Source organism: Streptomyces sp. NPDC046261 (assembly GCF_040646235.1).
Taxonomy (GTDB): Bacteria; Actinomycetota; Actinomycetes; order Streptomycetales; family Streptomycetaceae; genus Streptomyces.
The window spans coordinates 197,044-217,802 of the sequence record NZ_JBEYZU010000006.1 but is presented as its reverse complement, the minus strand read 5'-3'; the positions used below and the strand labels follow the sequence as shown (position 1 = coordinate 217,802).

Annotated in this window: 13 protein-coding genes and 1 tRNA gene; 7 read left to right on the top strand and 7 right to left on the bottom strand. The window is 72.9% G+C overall.

Annotation, left to right across the window (positions count from 1 at the left end):
- The first annotated feature begins 208 nt into the window (after nt 1–208).
- The 4 genes from ABZ956_RS14290 (at nt 209) to recQ (ending at nt 5,867) form a co-directional block, all read left to right on the top strand.
- Nucleotides 209–1,516: a M6 family metalloprotease domain-containing protein gene (locus ABZ956_RS14290; protein ID WP_361891983.1), complete on the top strand. Its 1,308-nt coding sequence runs from the start codon at nt 209–211 to the stop codon at nt 1,514–1,516.
- A tRNA-Arg gene (locus tag ABZ956_RS14285) sits at nt 1,507–1,579 on the top strand. The genes ABZ956_RS14290 and ABZ956_RS14285 overlap by 10 nt, the downstream gene beginning before the upstream one ends.
- Nucleotides 1,580–1,716: 137 nt before the next feature.
- Nucleotides 1,717–3,759, top strand: a complete 2,043-nt coding sequence (locus ABZ956_RS14280) for a restriction endonuclease (RefSeq protein WP_361891980.1) — start codon at nt 1,717–1,719, stop codon at nt 3,757–3,759.
- Nucleotides 3,760–3,836: 77 nt separating this feature from the next.
- Nucleotides 3,837–5,867, top strand: coding sequence for a DNA helicase RecQ (gene recQ, locus ABZ956_RS14275; RefSeq protein WP_361891977.1), 2,031 nt, complete (start codon nt 3,837–3,839; stop codon nt 5,865–5,867).
- A gap of 15 nt (nt 5,868–5,882) precedes the next feature.
- On the opposite strand, the gene ABZ956_RS14270 is transcribed toward recQ, so the two are convergent.
- The 4 genes from ABZ956_RS14270 to ABZ956_RS14255 form a co-directional block, all read right to left on the bottom strand.
- The gene (locus ABZ956_RS14270) at nt 5,883–6,566 is read right to left on the bottom strand and encodes a class F sortase (RefSeq protein WP_361892462.1); all 684 of its coding nucleotides are present in this window, start codon (nt 6,564–6,566) and stop codon (nt 5,883–5,885) included.
- Nucleotides 6,567–6,761: 195 nt separating this feature from the next.
- Entirely contained in the window at nt 6,762–7,328 is a 567-nt protein-coding gene (locus ABZ956_RS14265) for a hypothetical protein (RefSeq protein ID WP_361891974.1), read from the bottom strand.
- 266 nt (nt 7,329–7,594) lie between these two features.
- Nucleotides 7,595–9,298: an MFS transporter gene (locus ABZ956_RS14260; RefSeq protein ID WP_361892459.1), complete on the bottom strand. Its 1,704-nt coding sequence runs from the start codon at nt 9,296–9,298 to the stop codon at nt 7,595–7,597.
- A 419-nt stretch (nt 9,299–9,717) separates the two neighbouring features.
- On the bottom strand, nt 9,718–12,465 hold the full coding sequence (locus ABZ956_RS14255) for a D-alanyl-D-alanine carboxypeptidase (protein ID WP_361891972.1): 2,748 nt from the start codon (nt 12,463–12,465) through the stop codon (nt 9,718–9,720).
- A 262-nt stretch (nt 12,466–12,727) separates the two neighbouring features.
- On the opposite strand from ABZ956_RS14255, the gene ABZ956_RS14250 reads away from it, so the two are divergent.
- The 3 genes from ABZ956_RS14250 to ABZ956_RS14240 all read left to right on the top strand — a co-directional run bounded on the left by ABZ956_RS14250 (nt 12,728) and on the right by ABZ956_RS14240 (nt 15,232).
- Nucleotides 12,728–13,513: a GPP34 family phosphoprotein gene (locus ABZ956_RS14250; RefSeq protein WP_361891966.1), complete on the top strand. Its 786-nt coding sequence runs from the start codon at nt 12,728–12,730 to the stop codon at nt 13,511–13,513.
- 416 nt (nt 13,514–13,929) lie between these two features.
- Entirely contained in the window at nt 13,930–14,802 is an 873-nt protein-coding gene (locus ABZ956_RS14245) for a helix-turn-helix transcriptional regulator (RefSeq protein ID WP_361892456.1), read from the top strand.
- A gap of 226 nt (nt 14,803–15,028) precedes the next feature.
- Entirely contained in the window at nt 15,029–15,232 is a 204-nt protein-coding gene (locus tag ABZ956_RS14240; RefSeq protein ID WP_361891963.1) for a DUF397 domain-containing protein, read from the top strand.
- Between the two features lie 209 nt (nt 15,233–15,441).
- Here ABZ956_RS14240 and ABZ956_RS14235 read toward each other — a convergent pair whose 3' ends face one another.
- From ABZ956_RS14235 to ABZ956_RS14225, 3 genes are all read right to left on the bottom strand, one after another.
- The gene (locus ABZ956_RS14235) at nt 15,442–16,575 is read right to left on the bottom strand and encodes an ADP-ribosylglycohydrolase family protein (protein WP_361891960.1); all 1,134 of its coding nucleotides are present in this window, start codon (nt 16,573–16,575) and stop codon (nt 15,442–15,444) included.
- A 124-nt stretch (nt 16,576–16,699) separates the two neighbouring features.
- A complete protein-coding gene (locus ABZ956_RS14230) occupies nt 16,700–17,977 on the bottom strand; it encodes a hypothetical protein (protein ID WP_361891958.1) in 1,278 nt (425 codons plus the stop codon).
- 78 nt (nt 17,978–18,055) lie between these two features.
- A complete protein-coding gene (locus ABZ956_RS14225; protein WP_361891955.1) occupies nt 18,056–20,668 on the bottom strand; it encodes a bifunctional FO biosynthesis protein CofGH in 2,613 nt (870 codons plus the stop codon).
- Between the last annotated feature and the right edge of the window lie 91 nt (nt 20,669–20,759).

Here is a 20,759-nt window from a genome sequence, read left to right as displayed (position 1 = left end):
GCTCCCCGTTTGACAGCGACGCTCAGTTAAACGGGGAGAACCTCCCCGGAAATTTCGCGTCCGCGTGTGAACCGACTCACACCGCCGGACGTGGGAGCCGACGCCTCCATCTGCCGCAGTCCAGGGCGCGTACCCGCGCCGGCCGGGAACAGGGTGAACACAACGCGCGGCCCGGGGCAGGCGGCCGCCCGCCCTGGAGGTGACCGGCATGAAACCCCTGGCCATCGCGGCCGTGGCGGCCACGGCACTGGTGCTCACCTCGCCCGCGCCGCCCTCGCAGGCCGGGGACGCCGAGGCCGCCCACGCCGCCGGGCCGCCCCCGGACCTCCGCCTCGCCGGCCGGGCCCCCTCCGGCCCCTGCGCCCTGCGCACCCTGACCGCCAACGTCTCCGAGGGCGCCCGCACCCCGCGCGGCTACGCCCGGTCCAGCGGCACGGTACGGGCGGTCACCTTCTTCATCGACTTCCCCGACGCCCCCGCCCGCATCTCCACGCGCCAGCGCTACGCCGAGTTCTTCCCGGCCGTCCCCAACTACTACCGCGCCAGTTCCTACGGGCGCCTCGACTACCGCTCCACTCCCCTGCACCGCTGGATCCGCATGGCGCGCCCGTACCGCTCGTACGGCATCCGGCGCGGCGCCGCCTTCGACCCGCGGGGCGACGGCTACCACGCCATCACCCGGGAGATCCTCGACGCCGCCGACCACCTGGTCGACTTCCGCCGCTACGACCTCATCAACGTCCTGGCCACCCCCAACGCGGGCCCGCCCGCGACCCAGGACGTCCGCTCGGTCACCTTCGCCGGCGCGTCCACGGGCCTGAACACCGGCGACGGCGTCCCCGTCAAGAACGTCTCCTTCATCTGGAGCCGCCAGACCGGCGACAGCCCCTTCCGCGTCCTCAGCCACGAGAACGCCCACAGCTTCGGCCTGCCCGACCTCTACTACGCGGGCCGCGGCCGTGCGGTGACCACGCCCGTGGGCCACTGGGACCCGATGGACGAGGACTGGGGCCCCTCCAACGACTTCCTCGCCTGGCACAAGTGGAAGCTGGGCTGGCTGGCCCCCTCCCAGGTCCGCTGCCTGCCCGGCCTGGGCGTGCGCACCTTCACCCTGACGCCCACCTCGGTCCCGGGCGGCGTGAAGCTGGTCGTCGTCCCGCTCTCGCGCACCCGCGCCATCACCCTCGAGGCCCGCGCCCCGGGCCGCCTCGACCACGCCGTCTGCCGCCCCGGCGTCCTGGTCACCTCCGTCGCCACCGACCTCCCCTCGGGCTCCGGCCCCGTCCGCGCCTCCGACGCCACTCCCGCCAGCGCCGGCTGCTACACCAAGGACCCCAACGTCACCGCCTCCCTCACCGACGCCCCCTACCGCACCGGCCAGCGCTGCACCGCCGCGGGCGTCACCATCGACGTCCTGCACCGCACCCCGACCGGCGCCTGGCGTGTCACCGTCACCCGCCGCCCTGCCCCCGCGGGCAGGGCACCCGCTACACTGACGGCTGCCCCGCCTCCGTAGCTCAGGGGATAGAGCACCGCTCTCCTAAAGCGGGTGTCGGCAGTTCGAATCTGCCCGGGGGCACAGCCGAGAGAGCCCCTCCGTGAACCCGCGGAGGGGCTCTTCCGCATGGGGGGACATTTGCGATGCGGTGATCGTTTTGTCGTACGGGCGGCTAAAGTCGGCAGGGCAGCGGAAGTCGTCGGGGGAGGAACGCATCCATGAGTCGCCGCTCCAGCGGACTGATGGGGATCTGGGCCGAGGCGCAGCGGCAGCAGCAGCGGCAGCACGAGGCCCGGCAGCGGGCGGCGGCGGCCGAGCAGCGCGAGCTGGAGCGGCGACAGCGGGCGCACGAGCGGGACTTGGCGCGGCAGGACCGGGAGCGTCAGCGGGCGTACCGGCAGGCCCGGGAGGCCGAGGCGCGACAGCGGACGGAGGAGCTGGAGGCCCGGGTCGGGGCGCTGGAGGGGCTGCTGGTGGCGGGCTGCGGGGCGCCCGCGTTCAGTACGGGCGCGCTGGCGCGGTCCGAGCGGCTGGAGCCGTTCAGTCCGGGGCACCTGGGGCAGCCCGTGGCCATGCCGGACCCCTATGACTTCCGCTACCGCGGCAACCGGCCGCAGTTCGAGAGCGACTGGCACGCGGCGCAGGCCGCCGAGGAGCGGCGGCTGCGGCAGTTGGCCGCCTACCGGCAGCAGTACGACCAGTGGGCCGCGGCCACGCTGGCGCAGACCCGGGAGTACAACGCCGGCATCGCGGACATGGCGGCGGCCTTGCGGGAGGCGGACCCCGAGGCGGTGGTGGAGTACTTCTCCGCGGCCCTGTACGCCTCCGGGGCCTGGCCCGACGACTTCCCGCACCAGATATCCGCCGCCTACGACCCGGCGGCCCGGCAGCTGGTGCTGAACTGGGAGCTGCCGGGCTTCGGCATCGTCCCGGAGACGAAGTCGGTGCGGTACATGGTCACCGCGGACGAGCACAAGGAGATCGCCCGGCCCGTCACCCAGCGGCGGTCCGTCTACCGCGACGTGCTGGCGCAGTGCGTGCTGCTGGCGTTGCGCGAGCTCTTCGCGGCGGACGAGTTCGGGACGCTGGAGTCCGTGGTCCTCAACGGGTTCGTCGACGACCACGATCCGGCGACCGGGCGGCCCGCCCGGATCGTCCTGGCCGCCGTCACCGTCTCCCGCGCGGTCTTCGCACAGCTGCGCCTGGAGCAGGTCAGCGCCGTGGAGTGCCTCACCGAGGGGCTCGGCGGGCTGTTGTCCGCCCGTCCGGACCAACTGGCCGCCGTACGGCCGGGTCGGCAGCCCGACGACGTGGGCCGGGGGGTCGTCTCGCACGGCGGGGGCGACGACCCGGACCTCTTCGAGATGGACCCCGTCGCCTTCGAGGCGCTGGTCGCCGAGCTCTTCCGGGCCCGCGGCATGCAGGCCGTGATGACGCAGCGCTCCAACGACGGCGGCGTGGACGTCGAGGCGCTGGACCCCGACCCGATCAGCGGCGGCCGGATCATCGTGCAGGTCAAGCGGTACCGCAAGACGGTGCCGCCGACCGCCGTGCGCGATCTGTACGGGACGGTGCAGGGCGCCGGGGCCAACAAGGGCGTGCTGGTGACGACTTCGGGGTTCGGGCCCGGTTCGTACGCCTTCGCCAACGGCAAGCCGCTGACGCTGGTCTCCGGCGAGGAGCTGGTGGAGCTGCTGGCGCGGCACGGGCTGCGGGGGCGGCTGGGCGGGGGCGCCCGTACGGCTCCCGCGGCCCGGCAGGAGCCCGGGCCGGCCGGGAACCACAACGTGCTGGGCATGTCCTGGTCCGGTGGCGTCGCCCTGGACGTGTGCGCGCTCGTCTGCGAGGGGTCGCGCGTCCTCAGCGACGATCACTTCGTCTTCTACAACAACCGGCAGACCCCCGACGGAGCCGTGCGGTCCGTCGACCCCTCCCCCGCCGACAAGGCCGCCCTCCACGTCGCCTTCGAGGCGCTGCCCTCCCCCGCCGACCGGCTCGTGCTCGTCGCGGCCATAGACCCGGCCGTCGATCCGCACGCCGACCTCTCGGAGTTCACCGGTGCCCGCATCCGGCTCGCGGACGCCTCGGGCGGCGAGCTCGGACAGCTGGAGGTCTCCGACGGGCGGCCGGGCGAGACCGCGCTGGTGCTCGGTTCGTTCCGCAGGAGGGCGAGCGGCGACTGGGACTTCGTGATCGGCGGCAAGGGGTACACGGGCGGGCTGGAGGCGCTGGTGCGGGAGTACGGCATCGAGGTGGCGTGATCCGCCGGGCGCCGGCCGGTCCGGCCGGCTTTCTTGATCCACCCGGCTTTGTCGGTGGCGGCTCGTAGACTTCTCGAATGGCCGACACCACAGTGATCAGCGAGGCCGGCGACGACGCCGGTGAGGCTCTGCGCTGCCTGCGCCGCGTCTTCGGGTACGACGCGTTCCGCGGCGAGCAGGAAGAGATCATCGAGCACGTCGTCTCCGGCGGTGACGCGCTCGTGCTGATGCCCACCGGTGGCGGCAAGTCGCTGTGCTACCAGATTCCGGCGCTGGTCCGGCCGGGCGTCGGGGTCGTGGTGTCGCCGCTGATCGCGCTCATGCAGGACCAGGTCGACGCGCTGCGCGCGCTCGGCGTGCGGGCCGGCTTCCTGAACTCCACGCAGGACCTCGACGAACGCCGCATGGTGGAGGCCGAGTTCCTCGCGGGCGAGCTGGACCTGCTCTACCTGGCGCCGGAGCGGCTGCGCGTGGAGGCCACGCTGCGGCTGCTCGACCGGGGCAAGATCTCCCTCTTCGCCATCGACGAGGCGCACTGTGTGGCCCAGTGGGGCCACGACTTCCGCCCCGACTACCTGGCCCTGTCCGCGCTGCACGAGCGCTGGCCGGACGTGCCGCGCATCGCCCTGACCGCGACCGCCACCGACGCGACGCGCACCGAGATCGCGGCCCGGCTGAACCTGCGCGAGGCCCGGCACTTCGTCGCCAGCTTCGACCGCCCCAACATCCAGTACCGCATCGCGCCGAAGAACGACCCGAAGAAGCAGCTGCTGGAGCTGGTGCGCACCGAGCACGCGGGCGACGCGGGCGTCGTCTACTGCCTGTCCCGCAGGGGCGTGGAGGACACCGCCGCGTTCCTGGCGCAGAACGGCATCGAGGCGCTTCCGTACCACGCGGGCCTCGACGCCCGTACGCGCGCCGCCAACCAGGCCCGCTTCCTGCGCGAGGACGGCGTCGTCATGGTCGCCACGATCGCCTTCGGCATGGGCATCGACAAGCCGGACGTGCGCTTCGTGGCCCACCTGGACCTGCCGAAGTCCGTGGAGGGCTACTACCAGGAGACCGGCCGCGCCGGGCGTGACGGGCTGCCGTCGACGGCCTGGCTGGCGTACGGGCTGCAGGACGTGGTCCAGCAGCGCAAGATGATCGACGGCTCGGAGGGCGACGACGCGCACCGCCGCCGGCTCGCCACCCACCTCGAGGCGATGCTGGCCCTGTGCGAGACGGTGGAGTGCCGCCGGGGACAGCTGCTCGCCTACTTCGGTCAGCGGCAGGACGCCGCCTGCGGCAACTGCGACACGTGCCTGACGCCACCGGTCACCTGGGACGGCACGATCGCCGCGCAGAAGTTCCTGTCCACCGTCTTCCGGCTGGCCCGGGAGCGGCGGCAGAAGTTCGGCGCGGGCCAGATCATCGACATCCTGCTGGGCAAGAAGACCGCGAAGGTCATCCAGCACGACCACGACGGCCTCTCCGTCTTCGGCATCGGCACGGAGCTGAGCGTCGCGGAATGGCGGGGCGTGGTGCGGCAGTTGCTGGCGCAAGGGCTGCTGGCCGTGGAGGGCGAGTACGGCACGCTGGTGCTCACCGACGCCAGCGCCGACGTGCTGGGCTCGCGGCGGCAGGTGCTGCTGCGCCGCGAGCCGGAGAAGCCGGCCCGCGCCGCGCGGGCCGCCAAGGCGGGCGGGGCCGGTGCGGCCAGGCGTGGCGCCCCCGCCGATCTGCCCGCGTCCGCGGTGCCGGTCTTCGAGGAGCTGCGCGCCTGGCGGGCGGCGACCGCGAAGGAGCAGGGCGTGCCCGCGTACGTCATCTTCCACGACGCGACGCTGCGCGAGATCGCCACCGCCCTGCCGGGCTCGCTGGAGCAGCTGTCCTCGGTCAGCGGCGTCGGCGAGAACAAGCTGGCCAAGTACGGGCAGCCCATCCTCGACGTGCTCGCGAAGCTGCCCGCTCCCCAGCCGGAGGAGCCGCCCGCGCCGGCGGCCGTTCCGGCGCCCAGGGCGGCGGCGCGGCAGGGCGCCCCCGCGGCGTCCCGGGCCGGGGACGAGGCGCCGTGGCCCGAGGAGGAGCCGTCCTGGGACGAGGAACCGCCCTGGGAGGAGCACTAGAAGCGGGGCCGGGGCCTAACCGCGCATCAGCTGGGGCGTGTTGCGTACGGACGTCAGGTGCGCGTAGACCACGACGTTGCCCAGGTAGGCGTCCGCCTCCTGGGAGAAGCCGCCGCCACAGGTGATCAGCCGTAGCTCGGCCCGTCCGGTGGTGCCGTAGACCTTCGCGGACGGGAAGCGGTCGCGTTCGTACACCTCGATGGCATCGATCGTGAAGACGGCGGTGCGGGCGTCCGCGCGTGCCATCTCCACCGTGTCGCCCTTCTTCAGGGCGCCCAGGTTGTAGAAGACCGCGGGCCCGTTCTCGGTGTCGACGTGGCCGGCCACGACGGCGGTGCCGGCCGCGCCGGGCGGGGTGCCACCCGCGTACCAGCCGGCGAGGTTCTTGTCCGCGTCCGGCGGGCTGGCCAGGGTGCGGTCCGGCAGCAGCCCGAGCGGCATCAGCGGGGCGTCGACCTGGATGGCGGGGACGCGCACGCGCGTGGGGGCGGCCGGCGGCAGGGGCGGAATGGACCGTTCCCGGCGCGGCGGGGACAACAGGGGCTCGCCGGGCGTCGGGAACGCCTCGGCCTTGGAGGGCTGCGGTGGCGGCGCCTGGTCCTTGGCGCCGTGCTCGATGAGCCAGCTGCCCGTCAGCACCGCGACCGCGAGGACCGCGGCGAGCACGCTCTTGCGCCGCGATTCGCGCGCCTGACGCACCACGTGTGCCGGGCCCGCCGGGTGCCCCCACCGGCCCACGGCGGCGCCCCCCAGGTAGGCGCTGCGCAGGCGGGCACCCACGGGCTCCGGCGGGCCCGGCCATCGCTCGCGCCCCCGGCCGTCCCCGGCCCCCGGGCGCAGGGCGCGCGTCCGGGGGCCGAGGGGCGGACCGGCCGGCACGGGGACGGCCCCCGGTCAGGCCCGGTGGCCGCCGCCGCGGCGGCGCAGGAACACGGTGCCGGCGACCGCGACGGTGGCCAGGACGGCGGCGCCGGCCACGATCTCGACCGTGCCCGAGCTCGCGCTCGTCCCGCCGGCTCCCGTCTTCACGCCGCCCATGGGGGGCGAGGCCGGGGTGCTCGGCATGACGGAGGCCGCGGCCGAGGCGGGTGCCGAGGCCGGGGCCGAGCCGGAGGTGACGACCACGTCGCCGGTGGCTTCCTTGCCGTTGTCGCACTTGGCGCCGATGCCGTAGGTGCCGGGCCTGGCCGAGTCGGGCACCTTGAACTCGCCGACGACGACGTCCTTGTGGGTGCCCGGGCCGAGCTCGAACGACGAGGGGCCGCCGACGGCGCTGGCGTCACCCGTGCCGCGGCCGTCGGGGCCGCAGGCGGTGGTGCTCACCGTGACCACGGCGCCCGGCCGGACGGTGCTCGGGCTGACCTCCAGCTTCCCGAAGGTGTCGGCGAGCGCGGGGACGTACGGCAGCCCCAGCGCGGCTATGGTCAGGGCGGCCCCGGTGAGCACTCGTGCAGTACGCATGCTTCCTCCGTGAGCGCGGACGCGGCACGCCGATGCGCCGCAGCAGGAGTCGGAATTCCGCGCTCCTCTCCTGCCGAGCGAAACCGCGTTGCGCGGCGTCCGCACCCCGGCGGCCCTGCGCCATCGCCGCTCGTCACAGCCCGGCGCGGGGCCGAACGGGCAGGTCATCGGGGTGGCGCGAGATCATCCGGACGGACCCGCCGGAAGACGGCGAACGGGTGACCGGACGCTACGTTCGGTCACCCGCCTCGCTGTGGCGCCAGGGTCTAGCGCGCCAGGTCGTCCGGGCAGCCCGTGCCGCGCGGCAGCTTGTAGGGCGCCGCGATCCGGTACGTACCGGGGTGCGGGGCGCGCAGCAGGGTCCAGTCGTCCTCCGGCTCGCCCTTCTGCGACGGCTGGACCTGCTTGGTCAGGCATCCGTTGACGTTGACGGGCGGCTCTCCGCCCGGCCCGGCCTTCGGCGGCTGCACGGCCTTGCCGGACTTGTCGATCAGACCCAGCCACGGCGAGTAGGGGATGCGGATCAGCACCGGCCCCGCCTGGTGCACCGTGATCGTCAGCTCGCCGGCGTCCGCGTGGTCCACGATCGCCGGGGGCTCGGCCAGCGGGGTGGGGTTCTGCACCTCGTACAGCCGCCAGTTCTTGTCCGACCAGATCTCGCGCAGGTACGGCAGGCCCTGGCGGACCAGCTTGGCCTCCTCGACGGCGGCGTTGTCCGGCTCACCGGTGGGCAGCACCACGTGGTGCACCGCCCAGCGGCTCAGCCAGGCGCGGTAGCTGTCCGGGGTGAGCCTGCCCTCCTCGTAGAAGAGCGGGTTGCGCTTGAGGTCCGCCTGCCGGTTCCAGCCGCGCGCGAGGTTGACGTACGGGGCCAGGGCGGACGCCTCGCGGTGGCTGCGCGCGGGAACGACCTCGACCCGGCCGCGCGCGGCGTCGACCCGCTGCAGCCGGTCCACCAGGGGCGCCAGCGCGCGGGCCCAGGAGGCGGCCGGGGTGGTGTGCACGATGTCGCTGATGGAGTTGGCCAGCTGCCAGACCGTGCAGGTCAGCACGGCGAGCACCATCGCGGTCCAGACCCGGCCGCGCCGGAGCAGCTCGGCGCGGGGCGGCATCTTCTTGTCGGTCAGCGCGGCGACCACCACCACACCGCCGAAGATCATGCCGAGCCGGGAGATGTTCGTACCGATCTGCGAGGGGATCAGCCAGACCAGCACCACCCCGAGCGCGTAGAGGGCGGAGCAGATCCGCACCGTGCGCCAGGAGGAGGGCGTCATCGTCATCCCGAAGACGCCCGCGAGCAGGGGCAGGATCATCGAGAGCCAGCCCATCGGCTGCTGCCCGGAGAACGGGAACAGCCACGCCGACAGCGCCACGACCAGCACCGGGGTCACCCCCAGCGCGTACGCCGCCGGGCGCCGCCTGCTCAGCCACAGCGCCGCGGCCACGACGCCCACGTACAGGCCCGCCACCGGGCTCGACGCCGTCGCCAGCGCCGCCATGAGCCCGGCCAGCGCGGCCCGCGCCCAGCGGTAGCGGCCGTCCGAGCGCCAGCGCACCGGCCACGCGAAGATCGTGGCCACCGCCGCCAGCCCGAACATCATGCCGAGCCCGAACGTCACCCGCCCCGAGATGGCGTTGCAGGTGAGCGCGAAGACGCCGTACAGGGCGGGCCACAGCGGCCGCCGCACGGCGCGGCTGCGCACCAGCAGCAGGGCGATCAGCCCGGCCGACAGCGTGCCCGCGATCATCATCGTGGTGCGCACGCCGAGCAGGGCCATCAGATACGGGGAGATCGCGCTGTACGAGACGGGGTGCATCCCGCCGTACCAGGCGAGGTTGTACGCCGACGCCGGGTGCTGGAGCGCGAACTCCGTCCAGGCGTCCTGAGCGGCCAGGTCACCGCCGCTGTTCGCGAACAGGCACACCCACACCACGTGCAGCACGGCCGCGACGAAGAGGGTGACGGGCACGGTCCCGGTGAGCGCCTGGAGCCGGCCACCGCGCCGGTGCCCCGGCACGACCGCCCAGGAGGGCCGCCGCCACGCCGGTCTCCCGGCGGCGGATGCTCCGGGCACGCCGGACGCACCGGTCGTCCCGGACGCATGAGAAGGCACGGAGCCGTCCGGCGCACCGGACCTGGCGTCGTCGCCTTCGCTGCCGGGCTCTCCCGGCTTTCCGGCCCGCGCCGGCCCCACGGTGGTCACTGCGGCTCTCCCCGTCTTCCCCCTGGTCCATCTCCCCCATCTTCACGCATGCTCGAGCTGAGGCGAGCAAACCCCGCGACGCTAACACGCCGCCCACCCGCCACCGCGGCCGCGAAGCGGCTCCCGGACCGTACCCACTCGTACGGTCCAGAAGCCGTCGACGACGGCCGGCCGGCGGCCGTGGATCAGCCCAGGCGGCCCAGCTTCGCACCGAAGGAGGGCTCCGCGAGCGCCGTCTTCAGCGCCACGGGCACCTTGACCGCGTCCACGCCGGTGCCCACGGTCAGCTCGCCGACCTCGGTGCCGGCCTTCGCCGTGTGCGGGATCTTGTGGCCGTTGGCGGAGAGCGTGAACTTCGTCGCGAAGCCCGCCCAGCCGATCGCCTTGACGTCCTTGGTCGCGACGACCGGCGTCTTCCCGCCCAGACCGTCGTCGACGGAGCCGACGACGTCGCCCTTCTTCACCACGACGGCCGAGATCAGGGCGTCCTGGATGGCGCGGGTCTGCTTGTAGCTGTTGTCCAGCACCATCTTCAGGCTGTTCTCGGCGTTGATGTCGGGGCCGCCCTTGAAGTGCTGGTCCATGGTCGCGCCGACGATCAGCCGCTCCTTGCCGTCGATCGTCCGCTTCGCCGCCCACATCAGCGCACCGCCGGCCGGACCGCTGGAGCCGGTCTTCACGCCGAGGACGCCGGTGCCCTTGGTCAGCAGCTTGTCGTTGTTGTTGTAGATCGGCTCCGCGAGCCCGGGGATCTTGGCGTTGGGCTTGCCGACGATCTCACGGATGACGTCGTTCTTGATCACGACCTCGGCCAGCTTCACCTGGTCACTGGCGGTGCTCTTGGTCGTCTCCATCAGACCGCTGGGGTCGGTGTACGTCGTGTTCTTCATGCCGAGGTCCTTGGCGGCCGCGTTCATCTTCTTGACGAACTCGTCCTCGGACTTGGCGTCCCAGCGCGCCAGCTGCCGGGCGATGTTGTTGCCGGAGGGGATCAGCAGCATCTGCAGCATGTCGTACTGCGAGAACGTCTGGCCCTCGGTCACGGTCAGCCGCGACTCGTCCTTCGACTGCGACTCCTTCGCCGCCTGCGCGTCGATGACGAGGTCCGCGCCCTTCTCGCCCTTCTTGAGGGGGTGGTCCTTGAGGATCACGTACGCGGTCATCACCTTGGCGACGCTCGCCGTGGGCACGGCCTTCTGCGCCCCGGACGTCCCGACCTCTCCCGCGCCCAGCACCTTGGCCGCGGACTGGCCCTCGGCGGGCCAGGCGAAGTCCGGCTGAGCGCCGGTGAAGGTGAACGCCTTCTTCGCGCCGAGCGCCAGCTTCGGCTCGGGCAGCGGCCGGAAGGACTGGACGACCACGAAGATGATCCCGAGCAGCACGACGAGCGGCGTCCAGATCTTCACGCGGCGCATCGCCGTGCGCACCGGGGTCTCCGGCGGCGGCGGGGTGTTCGTCAGCTGCGCGAGCAGGTCGAGCGGTGCCGCGGGACGCCCGGCCTCCGCGTCGGTGCCGGTCCCCGGTGCGGCGCCCGCCGGCTTGCCGGGGAAGGGCGCCTGCTTGGCCCGCTCGGCTTCGGCCGGCGCCGCGGGCGCCTTGGGGGGCGTGACCGAGACCGGAATCCCGGGCTTGGCGGGAGCGGCACCGGGCTTGGCACCCGGCTTGGCGTCGGGCTTGGCCGGGGCGTCGTCCTTCAGCGGGACGAACTGGCTCTTGCGCTCCTGCCCGGCCTTGGGCGCGGGGGCCGGGGCCGGAGCCGGGGCCGGGGCCTTGAGCAGCTCGGTCGGCTGATCACCGGCGTCGGCCTTGGGCTCGCCCTTGGCGCCGGCCTTGGGGCGTACGGCACCGAAAACGGCGGTCGGCTGATCGGCGCCGGCCTTGCGGTCAGCCTTGGGCTCGTCCTTGGGGCGTACGGCGCCGAAAGCGGCCGTCGGCTGGTCGCCGGCGTCGGCCTTGGGCTCAGCCTTAGGGGCGTCAGCCTTCACGTCAGCCTTGGGCTCGGGCTTCGGCTCGTCTTTGGGGCGCACCGTCTTGAAGACGGCCGTCGGCTGGTCGGCACCGGCCTTGGGGTCGGCCTTGGCGTCAGCCTTAGGGGCGTCAGCCTTGGGCTCATCCTTGGAGCGCACCGTCTTGAAGACGGCCGTCGGCTGATCGCCGGCGCCGGCCTCGGGCTCAGCCTTGGCGTCAGCCTTCGGCTCGTCCTTGGGACGCACCGTCTTGAACACCGCCGTCGGCTGGTCCGCGGCAGCGGGCTTGCCGGCCGCGGCGGGCTTGCCGGCCTCGTCAGCCTTCTGGCCCGCGTCGGACTTCTCGTCCGCCGTCCCGGCCTTCCGGCCAGCGGCGTCGGCGGAGGCGTCCGCCTCGTCCGCGTCATCGGTCTTCGGACGCGCCGTCTTGAAGACGGCCGTCGGCCGGTCGGCGGCGGGCTTCGTGGCCGCGTCACCGGTCTGACCGGCCGTCTGATCGGTCGGCTCAGCGGTCGCCTGACCCGCCGTCCGGGCGGCAGGCTTCTCGCCGTCCTCGTCGTCGGCCCGGGCCGCCTCGTTCGCGTTCGCGTCCACGTCCGTGTCGGCGTCCGCGTCCTCGTCCGCGCTCGCCACCCAGGCCGCCACGGCGGCCTTCAGCCGTGCGTCACCCTTGACCGCGCCGGCGCCGCCGACGGGCTCGGCCTTTGCATCCGCATCGACTTCCGGGGCAGAGCTGCCGCCGTCGCCGTCACCGCCGGCGGCAGCCTTCGCCTCGCCGTCCTTCGGACGCACGGTGCGGAAGACGGCCGTCGCGCGGTCGCCCTCGCGGCTTTCGGCCGTCCCGGCCGCCGACGCCGCCGGTTCCCGGATGACCCCAAGTCGCGGGTCGCGTTCACTGCCAGTCGTGCCGGTCGTCTCCCCCGACGACTTCAGCTGCTCCGACTTGTCGGGGGACTCGCCCGCCACCGATGCCTCCTCGAATTACCGCGCCATACGCCGAGGCGGGGCGACAAGCCGCCCCGCTGCCCGATTCTCTCAACGTCTTACCAGTGTCCTCTGCCGCCGCCGCGCCGGGGCACGGCCAGAGGGCGAGAGGGCGTTGTGTGCCTTCACCCACGTGCAAGACGAGACGACATACCTACCGGTTCCCACCCGAAGCCACCACGCACTCTCGACAGACCAATGTGAGAGGGGTCACCCTGTCACTCATCCACGCGGGGAGGCATGGATGGGCAGGAGCCGCAGAACAATTCCGGAGGAGCTTCTGCTGCTCGCCCTGGACCCGGCCACGGGTACCACGGCGCAGCCGCAGTCGCTCGACCTCGGTCTTGCCGGAGCCCAGCTAGTAGAGCTGGCTCTGGCCGGACGGATAGCCCCAGACGGGGATCGTATCGCCGTGGTGCACCCACGGCCCACAGGAGATCCGACCCTGGACTCCGCGCTCGAACTGCTGCGCCGCCGCGGCAGCCCGGTGCGCGCCGTCCACTGGATCGGCGGGCCCCGGCTGGGGCTGCGCCAGACGTATCTCACGCACCTGGAGCGGTGCGGCATGGTGCATGCCGTGGCGGGCCAGATGTGCGGGGTGCTGCCGACGACGCGCTACCAGGCGACGGACACCGCCATCAGCCGGGAGATCAGAACCCGGCTGGACAGCGCGATCCGCACCGGCGTGCCGCCGGACCCGCGGACCGCGGCGCTCGCCGCCCTGGCGCATGCCGTCGGGCTGGGAAAGCACCTGTACCCGGGCAATGAGGGACGCTCTTCGCGGTCCCGGCTCCGGGACTTGATCAGGCACGACCCGATGGGCGGGCTCGTGGCGCACGCGGTGATGGACGTGCAGAACGGCGTCGGCGCGCAGCCGCGCCGGGCACCGGCCACGGCCGGCTCCGCGGGCAACGGCGGCGGAGCGGGGCGCAGGGCGGCGGCGCGGCCTCCGGCCGAGTCCGCCGGGGTCGCCGCCGCGCGGCCGACGACGCACCACGGCGGCGTGATGGCCCGCGCGGGCGCTTCGTGAAACGGTTCGGCACGCGCGTCGCCGACCACGCCCGTTAGTCGCGGACGGCTCCCCGGAAGCACGAATCACCGCCGGGAGCGTCCGCATCCCTTGAAGCACCACACGCATCACCTTCCGCTCCACAGACCGCACCGCAGTCCCCACTGAACCGGTTCGGGAGCCGCAGCAGCGCGCGGGGTGGTGGGCCGGCCCGTCCCGGACGGCGTTCGGCCCACCGCCCCGCGCGTGCGTGTGCGCGAGCGCCGGGCGGTGCGCGGCCCGCGCGCGGACGTACGTACAAGGGCTACGCCAGTCGTGCCCAAGTGGCGGGCGCCGGAAGCCGACTTGGTGTAAGCATTTTCCAGCGGCGCCCCGGCCAGTGGTGGCAGGCTGCGGAGCAGGAGAGAAGCAGCATGACGGAGCCGGAGGTGCGTCCCGTGGCGTCCAGTGTCAACCCCACCGTAAGGCGGCGCCGATTGGGGCAGGAGCTGCGCAAGCTCCGTGAACTCAAAGGCATGACCGCCGAGGAGGTAGCCGAGCGGCTACTGGTCTCGCAATCGAAGATCAGCCGCTTGGAGAACGGCCGCCGCAGCATCAGCCAACGCGATGTCCGCGACCTGTGCGGGGTGTACGGCGTCGAGGACCATCGCATCGTCGATTCGCTGATGCAGATGGCCAAGGAGTCACGACAGCAAGGCTGGTGGCATGCCTTCGGCGACATTCCCTACAGCGTCTACATCGGTCTGGAAACCGACGCGGCGTCCCTGCGCGTGTACGAGGCTTCGCTGGTTCCCGGGCTGCTGCAGACGCCGAACTACGCCAGCGCCGTGACGGAGGGTTCCTGGCCGGAGGCCACCGCGGCGGACGTGGAGCGGCGGGTACAGGTGCGCATGCGGCGCCAGGAGCGGATCACGGACCCGGAGAATCCGCTGCGCCTGTGGGCGGTTATCGACGAGTCGGCGCTGCGCAGGATCGTGGGCAACAACGCCATCATGCGCGAGCAGATGGAGCATCTGGTGGAGTTCAGCCTGCAGCCGCACATCACCGTTCAGGTGCTGCCCTATGCCGTCGGCGCGCATCCGGGCATGTACGGAAAGTTCTCCATCCTCGAATTCCACGACCCGCAGGACGCGAGCACGGTCTATCTGGAGGGAATCACCAGCGACCTCTATCTGGAGAAGCCGAACGACGTCCAGGCGTACAGCGTGATGTACGAGCATTTGCGGATGCAGGCGCTCAACGCGGAGGACTCCCGGCGGTTCATCCTTCAGGTCGCCGAGGACTGGGCGAAGGCGGCCGAAGGGGACTGAAGGAGGATTGAAGGAGATTGGAGGAGGACTGAAGGAGGACTGAAGGAGGTGAGCGCTACCGGTCGTGCGGGGGCGGAAAAGTACACCCCTCCCACCCTGCGGGGAAGGGGTAAACGGGATACGCCATCCGGTCGAGTGAAGCACCCATTCATCAGCTGATGTTGGCGCGTAACGTCGATCGCACCTCGAGGAACCGACGTTAGTACTCACATGCATCGGAGCGATCATGGCGATTCAGCAGGGTAAGACCACGTGGCAGAAGTCCTCCTACTCGCTGGCCAACGGCGACTGCGTGGAGGTCGCCTCCCCGGTTCAGCGGTCCATCGCGGTCCGTGACTCGAAGGACGTCCAGGGCCCGTCCCTCGCCTTCACCCCGGAGTCCTGGTCCGCGTTCGTGGCGATCGTCGACAACGGTACCCACGCCGTCTGACATCTGGACTGACCGCGGATCGCCCGGCAATGGCGATAGCACCGCCGCCGCATCGATATTCCCGCACAGAGCCCTCTCGCCTGGTACGCCGTCCCGGCCGAGAGGGCTCGGTCATGTCCCGGGCCGGCCGGGGTGTTGTCAACGCACCCCGCCGGCCGTGGATAGCCCGTTCGGTCGACCTGCGCGCGCGGCCGCGTCGGCTACGTCGGCTACGCGCGCGGGTACCGCGCCAGCCAGGCGGCCGACCGGCCGTCCGGGCCGTGCGGCGACGGGCCGTGGGTCAGCTCCATGGCGAAGTCGTCGGCGAGTTCGAGGATCGTCGCCCGGCCCTCCAGCTCGGCCAGCCACCCCGGCGGCAGCACGGTCTCGCCGTGCACCGCGCCGAGGAGGTTGCCGCAGATGGACCCGGTGGAGTCGGAGTCGCCGCCGTGATTGACCGCGAGCAGCAGGCCGTGGCGTACGTCCTGGGCGACGAGCGCGCAGTACAGGCCCATCGACAGGGCCTCCTCGGCCACCCAGCCCTCGCCCAGTGTCTGGACGCGCTCGGCCGTCGGCACCCCCTGGCGCACGGCGATCAGGGCCTTGCGCAGGCCCTCGCTGGTCTCCTCGTGGCCGGGACGGACCGCCAGCATGCCCAGCGTCCGGTGGACGGAGACCTCCAGCGCCTCGCCGCGCACGACGCCGTGCACGATGGCCGCGAACGCCGCCGCCGCGAGATAACCGGAGGGGTGGCCGTGCGTCTGGGCGGCGCACTCGGCGGCCAGCTCGAAGACGGCCTCCGCGTCCCAGTCCGCCAGCAGCCCGAAGGGCGCGGAGCGCATGACGGCGCCGCAGCCCTTGGAGCCGGGGTTCTTGGGGTCCGCGACGGTGCCCATCCGGTCGTCGGTGAGCCCGCCGAGGCAGGCGTTGCCGGGTGCCCGGCGTGCGTAGAGCCACTCCTCGCGGGCGAGCCAGCCGGCGTCCCGGACGCGCTCGTCGGGCCCCCAGCCGCGCTGGGTCGCGGCCCAGCGCAGGTAGGCGCGGTGCACGTCGGCCTGCGGTTGCCAGGCGCCGGTGTCCCGGCGCACCTGCGCCCGTATCAGGCCCTCCGCCGTGAACAGCGTCATCTGGGTGTCGTCGGTGACGGCGCCGCGCCGCCCGTAGGCCGGGACGTAGTCGGTGACGCCCTGGGGCCCGTGGGCGGCGCGGATCGCGTCGAGGGAGTCGAACTCGATGCCCGCGCCGAGCGCGTCCCCGATCGCCCCGCCGAGCAGGCAGCCCCGCACGCGGCTGCGGTAGTCCTGCTGTTCGGCGCGGCCCCGGGGGAGCGACCCCGCGCCTCCCGTTCCGGCGGTCGTGGTCACGTTGTCCGGCCTCCCGGCGTCGGAGTGGGTGCGGGCCGGGGCCTTCGCCCCTGTGCTCGTGGTCGGCTCAGCACTGTAATCGGCTACCGCCGGTCAGGCACCGGTCCCGGCGGACACCGTCCGCTCAGTCCGACTTCTTGGCCGGCCGCACCGTCTTCATGATCTTGTCGATCTGCTCGGTGGACAGGGCGTCCGGCACGCCCTGGTCGGCGTAGATGACCCAGCCGTGGAAGGTGCCGTCGGGCATCTTCTGGGCGATGCTCTTGACGATCGCGGTGGGCGGGACGCAGGGGCTGGGGCGGTTGTTGACCGTCACCTTGGCGGTGGCGGTCCAGCCGTCGATGCCGTTCTGCTTCCAGGCCTTCTCGTCCGTGATCTCGATCTTGGGCTTGTTGTCCTTGCCGCCGTAGGCCATGAAGCCCCAGTTGCCCGCCCAGTTGCGGGCGTTCTCCTTGAGGTCGCCGTCCTTGCCGCCGCCGGTGGTGCCGACCGTGGCGAGCTGGCCGGAGCCGGCCTCGCCGATGGAGTTGGGGTTGGCCTTCGAGGAGCAGCCGCCCTCACGGAAGTTGGCCGCGCCCGTCATCACGACGACCGGCTTGCCGTTCTCGGTGTACGAGATGGCCGTGTCGGTCGGGAAGACCTTCCACTTGTCGCCCGTGCCGGGCACGTCGTACTGGAAGTAGTGCTCCTCGCGCACCTGCGTCTGCCAGCCGGCGACCATCGGCTGTGCGGCGTTCGGGCTCGCCTGGCCGCTGCCCTGCGGGGCCGGCTGGTCGGGCTTCTGGTCCTGGCCGGGGGCGGCCGGCGCCTGGGAGGCGCCCTTGGCGTCGTCGGCCTTCTTGTCGTCGTCACCGCTGTTGAGGAAGAACACCGCGCCACCGCCGATGACTGCCAGCGCCACGACGCCGCCGATGACGGCGAGGAGGGTGGTGTTCTTCTTCGGCTGCCGCGGGGCCGGCGCGGGGGCCGGGGGCATGCCGTACTGCGGCGCCATGCCGGGCGGGTTCATGCCGGGCGGGTTCATGCCGGGCGGGTTCATGCCGGGCGGGGTCGCTCCCGGGGGCACCATGCCGGGCGCGGGCACCGACGGCGGTACGGGGCCGGCCGCGGGGCCCGGCGCGGGCGGCGGGGGCGGCGGCATGCCGGGGCCGCCCGCCTGGCCCGGGGCGGGCACCGCGGGCTGGGAGAGGACCGTGGGCTGCGCGTGCCCGGGGGTGGGCGCCGGGCCGGGCGCGGGCGGCGGCGAGGGCACTGCGGGCTGGGAGACGACGGTGGGCTGTGCGTGGCCGGAACCGTCCGGGCCCCATGTGGGCGCCGGCCCGAAGCCGCCCTGCGGGGGCGTCGGAGGGTTCTGCGGCTGCTCGGGTTGCTGAGGCTGGTGAGGGTTCTGGGGCCAAGACATGCGGGACACCCTATGCGCCGCCTGTCGCCGCCGGATCGGGGGCAGGCGACAGATCGGCAACACTTACGCGATAAGCGGTCAATCGTTCCCCAGGATCGGCAGGAGGTCCGGCAGATGGCCGTCCGAGGCCATCGCGACCTCCTGCCGCTCCCGCGGCACCTCCCCGTACGTCGAGGTCCTGGGCCGTGCGGGCCGGCCGGCCGACCGCGCTATGGCGATCAGGTCCTGGACCGAGCGGTACGAACCGTAGGAGGAGCCCGCCATGCGGGAGATGGTCTCCTCCATCAGCGTGCCGCCCAGGTCGTTCGCGCCCGAGCGCAGCATCTCCGCCGCACCCTCCGCGCCCAGTTTGACCCAGCTCGTCTGGATGTTGGGGATGTAGGGGTGGAGCAGCAGCCGGGCCATGGCGGTGACCGCGCGGTTGTCCCGCGTCGTCGGGCCGGGGCGTGCGATGCCCGCGAGGTAGACGGGGGCGTTGGTGTGGATGAAGGGCAGCGTGACGAACTCGGTGAAGCCTTCCACCCCGTGGGACAGGGCCGACTTCTGGACCTCCACCAGCTGCCGGAAGTGGCCCAGCCAGTGCCGGGGCTGGTCCACGTGGCCGTACATCATCGTGGAGGACGAGCGGATGCCGAGCTCGTGGGCGCTCTTGACGACCTCGATCCAGGTCGCCGTGGGCAGCTTGCCCTTGGTGAGGACCCAGCGGACCTCGTCGTCCAGGATCTCGGCGGCCGTCCCCGGGATGGAGTCGAGCCCGGCCTCCTTGGCGGCGGCGAGCCACTCGCGGATGGGCATGCCGGTGCGCGTGGCGCCGTTGACGACCTCCATCGGCGAGAAGGCGTGCACGTGCATGCCCGGCACGCGCTCCTTCACCGCGCGGGCGATGTCGAAGTAGGCCGTGCCCGGCAGGTCGGGGTGGATGCCGCCCTGCATGCACACCTCCACCGCGCCGACGTCCCACGCCTGCGCGGCGCGGTCGGCGACCTGGGAGAGGGAGAGGGTGTAGGCGTCGGCGTCCGTGCGCCGCTGCGCGAAGGCGCAGAAGCGGCAGCCGGTGTAGCAGACGTTGGTGAAGTTGATGTTCCGCGTGACGATGTAGGTGACGTCGTCGCCCACCACGTCGCGCCGCAGGTCGTCGGCGACGCGGCACAGGGCGTCCAGCGCGGGCCCGTCGGCGTGCAGGAGGGCGAGGGCCTCGGCGTCGGTGAGCGCGGTGGGGTCCTCGGCGGCCTGCTTCAGCGCCTGGCGCACGTCGGCGTCGATGCGTTCGGGGGCCATGCCGGGGGCGGCCGCCTCGCGCAGCGCGTCCCAGTCGCCGTAGACGTCGTCGAAGTCCTCGCGGCGGTCGGCGGTGCGGCCCTCGGTGTCGATGGTGCGGTGCAGTTCGGTGCGGCCCGAGGGGACGAACGCCTCCTCGGGCTCCTGCCAGGGGTGGCCCTCGACCACGGCGTCCTCGCGGGCCAGGCCCGTCTCCGGGTCGGCCAGCGCCCGTACGTGCGGCAGCAGGCGCGGGTCCAGCCAGGGCTCGCCGCGCTGGACGAACTCCGGGTAGACGGCGAGCCGTTCCCGCAGCTCGAAGCCCTCGGCGGCGGAGCGCGCGGCGAGCTCCTCGATCTGCGGCCAGGGGCGCTCGGGGTTGACGTGGTCCGGGGTGATCGGGGAGACGCCGCCCCAGTCGTCGATGCCGGCGCGGATGAGCCGGCCGTACTCGTCGTCCACGAGGTTGGGCGGCGCCTGGAGGCAGCCGGAGGGGCCCATGATGTGGCGGGCGACGGCGACGGTGGCGACCAGCTCGTCCAGTTCGGCGTCGGGCATGCCGCGCATCGCCGTGTCCGGCTTGGCGCGGAAGTTCTGCATGATCAGTTCCTGGATGCCGTGGTACGCGCGGGAGACGCGGCGCAGCGCGAACAGCGACTCGGCGCGCTCCTCGTACGTCTCGCCGATCCCGAGCAGCAGTCCGCTGGTGAACGGGACGGAGCTGCGGCCGGCGTCCTCCAGGACCCGCAGCCGGACGGCCGGCTCCTTGTCGGGGGAGCCGTAGTGCGGGCCGCCGGGCTCGCTCCACAGTCGCGTGGCCGTGGTCTCCAGCATCATGCCCATCGACGGGGAGACCGGCTTGAGCCGCTGGAAGTCCGTCCAGCTCATGGCGCCGGGGTTGAGGTGCGGCAGGAGCCCGGTCTCCTCCAGGATGCGGATCGCCATCGCCCGCACGTAGGCGATGGTGTCGTCGTACCCCTCGGCCTCGAGCCACTCGCGCGCCTCGGGCCAGCGGTCCTCGGGCCGGTCGCCGAGGGTGATGAGCGCTTCCTTGCAGCCCAGTTCGGCGCCCCGGCGGGCGATGTCGAGGACCTCGTCGGGGGACATGAACATCCCGTGGCCGGCGCGTCGCAGCTTGCCGGGGACGGTGGCGAAGGTGCAGTAGTGGCACTTGTCGCGGCACAGGCGGGTGAGCGGGATGAAGACGCTCTTCGAGTACGTGATGACGCCGGGGCGGCCCGCCGCGGCGAGGCCGGCGTCCCGGACGCGGGCGGCGGACGCGGAGAGGTCCTCCAGGTCCGCGCCGCGGGCCTGGAGCAGCACGGCGGCCTCGGCGACGTCCAGCGCGACGCCGTCACGGGCCCGCTTGAGCGCGCGCCGCATGGCGTTGGCGGTCGGTGCGGTCTGCTCGGGTCCCTGTGCACTCGAAGTCATTGTCCGAGCATACGAGCGCACACTGACACCGCCACGCACCGAAAGCGCCGGTTCCGTGTGCCTCTCATCACGTCATACGGAGGCACCCTCC